Here is a 6513-nt window from a genome sequence, read left to right on the forward strand (position 1 = left end):
TGAACTTTCATCGGCTGGGTTGTTGAACTACCAAACGACCGACAGTGTCTTGACCGGTGGCGGAACCGTTCTGCTGGATCCCAAGAATGGGGTGATCGTCGACTCAACGCCCTCGGGATTGAGCCTGATCGAATTTTCGCTCGCAGGCTCCGATTTAGTTGATGCGTTTGATCAACTCGGAAGCTCTGTGGACTTCAACAACAGCGGGTCGCTGTTGGCCGTTGGAGCGACAGGTGACGCAGGAAGTAACACGGTCAAAGAATTGGCCGGGGCGGTTTACCTGTTTGAACTCGACACCGATGCCTTGAGTGTTCCGCCCACATTGCAACAAGTCATCCGCGATGGGGCCAATGTTGGCGGCGGGAATGTGCTATCCCTTGATGAGAGAGACGTGTTCGGCGGTGGAGTCGCCTTGGATGGGGATGGTGCCGTCCTGGCGGTGGGAGCTCCATTGAAGGACGCTGTCGGCGCGGATCCATCTACGCTGACCGAGAATTCTGGCGCGGTGTTTTTGTTTGAACTCGATGCAAATGATCCTTCAGCGCCTGCGACGCTCGCTCAGGTTCTGCAGGACGATTCTCTGCTTGCTGGTGGAGGAATTCTTGATCTGGTCGAGACAGACAACCCGAATATGCCCAACGAGATCCTATTCGATGATCCGGACGATATTCGACGGTTGGGGGGAGATTCATTCGGGGCGAGCATTGACCTTAATGACGCCGGTGACCGGCTTGTAGTCGGAGCACCAAGCTTCCGAGAGCCACTGGTGTATCTGTTTGAAATCACTCCGTCGGATTTGTCGCAGCCGGCAAACTTAGCGCAGATTGTAAGTGATCCGGATCCGATAGGCATTTTTGAATCGTCGTCTGGTTTTGGATCCGGAGTTTCGTTCAATGGTATCGGAAATCGGCTGGCGGTCGGTGCCTCGGGAGCAGGAGATGCGGAATTCGATGGAGTTGTCTATCTGTTTGATCTGAGTTCAAATTCTCTGGTGTCCCCGGCTATGTTGGCGCAGACGATCCAACATGGAACTGTGCTAGCCGACGGCTCGACTCTCGAAGTGCCCGGAGATTTCGGGAACCGATTTGGAACGGGCGTCGATTTCGATCAATCCGGATCCATGCTGGCGATTGGCGACTCGACGACCTTTTCGCCCACAGTGTATCTGCTTGAGCTAGATGGGTCGGACCTAGCTTCCGCGCCGAGCCTGATGCAGGTGTTGGAGGATGGCACGGTTTTGGCTGATGGCAACACCTTGCAATTCAGCACAAATGCATTTGGAACCGATGTTGCGCTATCGGGTAACGGCGCCTGGTTGGCGGTTGGGGCTCCGCAGTATGATGGACCTCAGGGAGACCGTGATTCTTCCGGAGGCGTCTTTCTGTTTGACTTGGTCGAGGATTCAAATGCGCCGACGCTTGCAAACTTGATCTCGGTCGACGGCAGCCAGAAAACGCTGGGATTCATGGAGGCATTTGGCTTTTCGATCGCCACGAATTCGGAGGGAAGCCGATTGGCTGTTGGCAATGTGGGTGACTTTTCTCAGGAGGTTTATTTGTTTGAGGTTGGTGATGTCGGTGCCGCCCCAATGCTGTCTCAAGTGATAGAGGATGGTGTTGTCATTGCAACGCCCGTTCGCGATGAGACAATCGCATTTGATGACGAAGACAGCTTTGGATCTTCATTGGCGTTCAACGATGCAGGCAACTTGCTTGCCGTGGGGGCGAGCGGCGACGATGGCAGCTTCAATGCAGACAACAATAGCGGTGCGATCTATTTGTTCGAGCTCGATTCGACCGATCTTTCCGAGAAGCCAAATTTGCCACTGGTTCTCCGAAATCAAACGTCGCTGACGGGCGGTGTGCAATTGATGCTGGGCGGCGACAGCGGTTTCGGCGACTCGGTGGCATTGACCGGCGATGGGATGCGACTGGCCGCCGGGGCTGGTCTTGTAGAGAAGGTGTTTCTCTTCGAATTCGGCGTCGCAGATTTCGCCGGTGTTCCGACCCTAGCCAATACAATCCAGCAAGGATCGCCGCTTGCCGAAGGCGGAACACTAAACTTGGGGAGCAGTGTTTTTCGACTTGGAAATTCGATTGCGGTCAATTCAACCGGAGACCGTCTCGCCGTGGGTGAAGTCAATGGCGATGGCGGAGCCGTTCGCCTGTTCGAATTGAATCCGAACGATTGGAGCCAGGCCCCGGGGCAATCTCAACAGTTACGGGACGGATCGGCACTTGCCGGTGGCGGCACACTGATGCTTGATGATTTCACGCGGTTCGGTGCTGCGATCGCGTTGGATGACTCTGGCAACCGCCTGGCAATTGGGCAAACGGACTTTTCCATTCCCAACAAAGTCTTTCTGTTCGAACTTGATTCGGCAGATTTGTCGTCGCCGGCCGACTTGAGACAAACCATCGAGAATGGAACAACACTGGCCAGTGGCGTTTCCTTGGAAGTCGATACAGAGACGTTCGGATCGTCGTTGGCTCTCACCGGACCGGGGGATCATTTGTACGTGGGAGATTCTGAAAAAAGACGGTTTAATGTCTTCAGTTTCAGTGAGGGTTTCGGTGGGCCGATCGAACTGACGCAGACAATCGGGACCGATAGTCCGTTGTCCAACGAAGATTTCGCCTTTGGCGCCGGTGATGGATTTGGCCAAGCGATTGCGTTGAGCGGGGATGGAAGCCGAATCGCAGTTGGAGCGAAACAACGCGTTCACCTGTTCGATGTCGCTCCAAACCTTAACGCAGCACCGGTGTTGACCAATGTCCTCGGCAGCGGCAGCGCGCTGGGCAACGGCGAGTTGCTCGACTTGCCTCTTTCGTCATTCGGGGACAGCGTCTCCTGGAATTCAGCGGGTGATCTGCTGGCGGTCGGCGATCCGGAATTGGAATTTGGCGATGGTGGGGTCTTTCTCTTTGGAATTGACCCGAATGAAACCAGCGAGATTCCTACCCTTGAGAATTTACTCACCCGACCCACCTTCGGCCTGGGAGATTTTGTTGGGATCGAGGGCCTTGATTTCGAGCCGCAAGATTTGTTCGGTCAAAGCGTTGCATTGAACGGAACGGGAAATGTATTGGTAGTGGGGGCCGAGGAAAAAGTGCACCTCATCTCACTGGACCTCGGCAATCTCAATGCAAATCCGGTCCTGATTCAAACGATTGGAGAGGGGACGACGTTGTCCGGAGGTGGGACACTTGCTTTGGAAAGAGTCGACCCAGGAAACTTTTTTGACGACCCCGTCTCGGCGTTTGGGTCGGCGGTCGCGATCAGCCGGGACTCGACCCGGTTGGCGGTCGGCGACTCCACGGTTGGCGAATTTGGAACTCGACAGGGGACCGTTTTTGTCTTCGGTCTTAATACGTCAGACCTGAGTGCCGCACCGAACTTAGCGCATACGCTGAACGATGGGGCGACGTTGGCCGGGGCTGAGTCCTTGTCGTTATTCGACTCGGATCGATTTGGTAAATCCGTGGCGTTCAACGCTGACGGAAGCCAGTTGGCGGTGGGAGCCCCAAGCTTGGTCGGCAACTTTGATGTCGTCAGCACCGGTGGGCGAGTCTTTCTGTTCGACCTCGATCCAGCCAATATCAATGCGTCCCTTACGATCAACAGCATTATCGAAGATGGTACCGCGATCAGCGGCGGTTCGATCGGGATGCAGCCAGACGATGCATTCGGCAGTTCCGTCTCATTTGCAGATAATGGCAATCTCTTAGCCATCGGTTCACCTGGAGCCAGCTTTGGCGCCGACGCGAAACCAGGGGTTGGAAAGGTTTCGTTGATCGGATTTGGTGGGTCCTCGAACTCTGGTTTGACGGGTGACTTGTTGTTCGGTGACGATCCCAGTGAGACGTCCTTTATCGATCCCGACGATATCGCTGCGATCCTGAATGCCGGCAATGATCTGACGTTGCAATTCAGTAATGACCTCACGGTTAAATCGAGCTTGATTGCCAGCGGGGATGACGTGGGCGATCTGAACTTAACGACGGGGCGCAGTGTGTTAATTGAGCCAGGGGTGACGATCGATACTTCCGGTGGCGGTCTCAACATCTTCTACAATGACGATTCTGCGATCCCGAGCCAGCGAGATCCTGGGCCCGCGTTCTTCCTGGTCGATGGAGCGACGATCGATACCGGATCCGGTACTTTTTTCCAGATCCGAGGTTTCTTTAACGAGCCAAACTCGGGTGGTCGAGATCAGCCGGTCGAAACGATCATTACCAATGGAAGTCGTATCATCGCTGATGCAGTCTTTCTGGGCGGCGTTGGTGACGGAACCGGGGTAATCATCGACAAGGGTTCCCGGATCGAATCCAACACGACAATTAGCCTCAGTGGCTTCGGCGGTGATCGATCCGGTGGCAACAGTATTGGAGTCTTGATCGAAGGCCAGGGTACCGAAGTGATCGCCGGAGACCGTATCTCGGTCTTTGCTGTTGGAGGAGCGAACGGATCCGGCAACCATGGTTTGGTTGTCCGCGGTGGAGCTCGCGTCGAAGGTGCGTTCGTCGATACTTTTGTGACAGCCGGTGATGGGGCGAGCACAGCGGTGATTGTGGACGAAGCGATCATTCAAGCTACATCACGCATGCAGTTGATCGGTCTGGAGGGTCGCAACTCGACCGGCAACGGAATCGATGTCGTCAATGGCAGCACGATTTCCGTACTCGGGGATGGAACCGTCTTCCTGCTTGGTAGCGGCGGCGGTGGTGACGCGATTCGTATCTCTGATTCGACCGTTTCCGGATTCAATACGAATTTGGTGGCGTCTGCCAATTTCTTCAATGCAACGCAGACAGACCAAACATTGCGTTTAGAGGGAGACACAACCATTACCAGCGACCCGGCGGGGAAACTGCAGGTCTTCTTGCCACGTCAAGAAAATCTCGTGCTCTCGGGATCGCCAACGATCAACGGTGTCGCCGGTTCGGATTTGTTTGACCAGAGCGGAGTGCAGAAAAACTCGCTGGGCATTGGTGACAAGGTCTTGCCTGATTTCGCGTCTGGATTTCCGAATCCTCCGTACTTAGGTACACCCGAAGCCAACTTCTCTTTTTACTTTTCGCAGACTGATTTGACGCCTGGTTTGTTTTTCGAAGCCCTCAGCGGTTCATCGACTTATGGTGAAGTTCCCGTCGATCCGGGCATCGGTCTAGTGAGTGGTCAATTGGAGGACGGCGACACGCTCGGTTCGATCGGTTTGACGACGAACTTTAACCTGACCCAGTTTTCCGATGCCGGAGACTATACACTTTCCATCGACGCGACGAATTTGGACGACAAGTATCGATTCGTCGGAGCGACCGACGGCACGTTTACCATCTTGCCGGCAGACCTGGTCGTGACCGGCGGCACGTACACGAAGACCTATGGAGACACGTTCGTTTTCCCAGACAATGACTTCACGGTGGAAGGTCTGGTCAACGGCGAATCCATTGGTCCGGTCGAGTGGCTGAGCCTGGGAACACGTCCCACTGCGGATGTGATGGATGAGCCTTACGCGGTTGGCCTGAATGTCAGCGGACAAGGTTCCTTCAGCCCCCTGAACTACAACATCTCGTTCACCAATGGTGGTTTGACGGTGTTGCCCGCCGATTTGGTCGTCAATCCGTTGAGCCAGGAGAAGATCTATGGCGATTCGATGCTGGACCGCACTCGCTTCGAAGCAATCGGGTTGAAGAACGGCGAAACGATCCAGCAAGTCAGCTTCATCTCGCCGGGGATCGTCCCAACCGCAAACGTTGGCAGTTATGTCTTGGCCGCCTCAGCAGTTGAAGCCGGAGCAAGCGGATTTGACGTCAATAACTACAACATTGAATTCGGTTTGTTGCCCGGTGGGTTGATGGTAACGCCCGCGCCGCTGCTGATTTCGACCGATGATCAATTGAAGTTGATCGGTACCGAGTTTGTGTTTAACGGGACCGAGTTCACGGTGACCGGTTTGAAGAACTCCGATACTGTCAGCCAAGTGGAATTGGCCAGTGGTGGTGTGACCGAGGATGCGGAGCTCGGTCAGTATGTCATCACCGCGACGAATCCAAGCGGGAATTTGGATCTGGGCAATTACAAACTGACCATCAACAACGGCGTGTTGACCGTGCGCGACGAGATTCCGCTACCAGAAGTCGTCATTCAAACGGACAACCTTGTCTACGATCAATTCGGCCGCTACATCGATTTCGCGAACACAGTCAACGTCTTGACTCCAACGAATGTCGGCACGATCAATGTTCGTCCGACTTCAACCTCGGAATCTGAGGAAGAGCCGAGCGGGGACGAAGTGCGAGAGGAGGACGGCATCGTCTACCTGCCGGAAATGCGTTTTAGCAGCCGCGATTAGCGATCGACTCGTTGCATGCGGATTTGTGCGTTGATCGCACGAGAAGCTCTGCGGGGCGAAAAATCTCAAGAACAGGCATTCTGACAGTTAGAAAAAGATTGACTCTTCCGGGGGGGCTATCCAAACTAGCTGACGCTCCGGGGAGTTCGTCTGTAATG

General features: G+C 54.7%; 1 protein-coding gene. It reads left to right on the forward strand.

Features of this window, described 5'->3' with window-relative positions; translation table 11 throughout:
- Positions 1–22: 22 nt before the first annotated feature.
- Complete coding sequence (locus RE6C_RS32085) at positions 23–6355, forward strand: MBG domain-containing protein (protein WP_236617863.1); 6333 nt, start codon at positions 23–25, stop codon at positions 6353–6355.
- The last annotated feature ends 158 nt before the right edge of the window (positions 6356–6513 follow it).

The organism is Rhodopirellula europaea 6C (assembly GCF_000338295.1).
Taxonomy (GTDB): Bacteria; Planctomycetota; Planctomycetia; order Pirellulales; family Pirellulaceae; genus Rhodopirellula; species Rhodopirellula europaea.